The 2,590-nt window shown below is 77.7% G+C and carries 1 protein-coding gene; it reads right to left on the bottom strand.

The features are described from left to right. Positions 1-3: 3 nt before the first annotated feature. On the bottom strand, positions 4-2,590 hold a 2,587-nt coding region (locus tag ACLBX8_RS31435; RefSeq protein ID WP_447716393.1), incomplete at its 5' end, for an autotransporter outer membrane beta-barrel domain-containing protein.

Raw genomic sequence — 2,590 nt, forward strand, 5'->3', positions numbered from 1 at the left:
CCCTCACCACGCGGCCTGGAGGCCTGCGGTGAACACCTGGGCGGTGGCGCCCGGGCGGACGTCGCCGGTGTAGCCCACCGACAGCCGCACGCCCTCGGCGACCGCCCCCGTCAGGCTCACCCCCAGAACCGCGCCGTCCCGGCCCAGCGCGCTCGTCCGGCCCGCGAACCCCGCCCCGAACAGGCTCGAGCGAACCACCGCCGCCGTGTCGGCCAGCTCGTGCGCCCAGTACGCCCGACCCTCCAGGCGCAGGTCCGGAATGCCCGCCACCGCCCAGCTCGTCACCCGCCCGCCGACCAGGCTGCGCGCCGCGTCGAGGTCGGCCACCGCGAAGCCCTGCCCGCCGAAGCCCTGCCCGACCAGACCGCCCCGCTCGGACACACGGCCCCGCGTCAGCCGGTCGTAGCTGAAGCCCACCTCCGGCACGACCTCGACCGGCAGGCCGGTCGCCAGCGCGTAGCCGGCAAAGCCCGACACCCCGCCGTTCCAGCCCGACGACAGCCCGGACGCCTGCGACACCGCCGCGCCCAGCGCCACCGTCCGGTCCACCCGCCCGTCCGCGTACGACACCCCCGCCGTGCCCCGCAGCACCACCGCGCCCAGCCGCGTGCTCGCGTACAGCGTCCCGCCGTAGCTGTCGGTGGTGAACCGACCCAGCCCCGCGCCCCGCGACGTGCCGCCCGCGCGCAGGTAGCTGAACGCACCGCCCACCTGCGTGTCCGCCCCGACCTGGCGGTCGACGCCCATCAGCAGCCCGCCCGCGTCGAAGCCGGCGCCCGCCGCCGCCCGGTCGCCCGCGCGCGCGCCGAACCCGTACAGCGCGTCGGCCCAGACCCGGCCCTCGCCCACCGCAAGCGGCCGCTCCGCCGCCCCGGCGCCGCCGCGCACCTGCAGCGCCGTGCGGTTCGGGCCCGGGCCCGGATCGCCCGCGCTGAACGCGCCCGCGCCCCCGCCCAGCCCGCGCTGGTGCCGGTCGATCGTGTCGGAGAGCAGACGGCGCGCGGCGAGGTCGGTCATCACCGCGTCGCCGTAGCTCTGGCCCGACAGGCTCGCCAGGCCGCCCGGCAGCGTCGCCGGGCCGGCCGCGTAGAGCGGGTCGAACACCCGCGCCCGCGCCGCGTCCGGCCGCGTGCCGGCCGCCGGGCGGGCGAGGTCGAGGGCCGCGCCCACGGCCCGGGCGTTGCCGGTCTGGGCGAGGCCGAGGCCTGCGAGGTTGCCGTAGGCGGCGGGCGTGACCACGAGGTCGAGGCCGGTAGCGGCGTAGAGCGCGTCGAGGCGCGTGCCCGCCGGCAGGCCCGCCGCCGGCTGGGCGAGCCCGCTGAACGAGCCCGACAGCCCGGCCTGCGCGGTGAGCACGCCGAAGCGCTGGCCGAGCGCGGGGGTGAAGCTGTTCGTGGCGTTGCCGGTGATGCCGCGCAGCTCCGGCACCAGGGTGCCGCTGGCCGAGACCGTGCCGGTCGGGCCCAGTGCCAGCAGGCGGGCGTAGCTGCCCGCGCCGGTGCCGGTGCCCGGGCCGTCGATGTCGAGGCCGAGGCTGCTGCCGGGGACGAACGCCACCGGGCCGAGGACGGTGAGCGTGCCGGGGGAGTTGCCCGGCCGCAGGGCGCCCGCGACCGTGACCGGGGCCGCGATGGTGCCGATGCCGCGCAGGGTGCCGGCGGCCGCGACCGTGACCGGCGAGGTCCAGAGGCCGTTGAGGGAGAGGGTGCCGGCCTGGATTGTGGTCGGGCCGGAGAAGAGGCCGGAGCCGGTGAGCAGGAGCGTGCCGGGGCCGGCCTTGGTCAGGCTGGTCGGGCTCGCGGTCTCCAGGATGGCGCCGGCGTAGGTCGAGGCGGCCGCATTGGAGACCGTGAGGGCGCCGTTGCCCAGGACGGCGGAGGCCGGGCCGGCGAGGTCGGTGAGCGTGAGGGCGGTGCCGCCGAGGTCGAGGGCGCCGGTGTTGGTCAGGCCGGTGAGCCCGGCGAGCGGGCCGGTGATCTGCACGAGGCCGGCATTGGTGAGCGTGCCGTTGAACTGGCCGGACAGGCGGGCGATGCCGGTGTTGGTCAGGTCGGCGGTGAGGGTGCCGTCGCTGGCCACCAGGCCGGCGTTGCTGAGGCCGCCGGAGGCGGTGAGGCTGGCGCTCTGGGCGACGGCGACGAGGCCGGCATTGGCGAGGGGGCCGGCGAGGCTGTAGCTGCCGCCCGTGGTGACGGCGAGCGTCGCGCCGGCGGCGTTGGCGAAGGGGCCGCCGCTGGCCACGGATCCGGCGACGGCGAGCAGGCCGGCATTGTTGGCGATGGCGCCGTCGATGCGGCCGGCGCTGGCGAGCACGGTGCCGGCATTGGTCAGGCCGCCGCTGATGGTGCCGCTGGTGGCGAGGAAGCCGGTGTTGGCCACGCCGCCGCCGATGGCGCCGCTGTTGCTCAGGACGCCGCTGTTGGCCGCGCCACCACCGATGGTGCCGGTGTTGAGGGCGGTGCCGGTGTTGGTCAGCCCGCCCGCGAGGGTGCCGGCGTTGACCAGGCTGCCGCTGTTGGCCGCGCCACCACCGATGGCGCCGGTGTTGAGGGCCGTGCCGGTGTTGGTCAGGCCGCCCGCGACGGTGCCG

The organism is Methylobacterium sp. D48H (assembly GCF_053345715.1).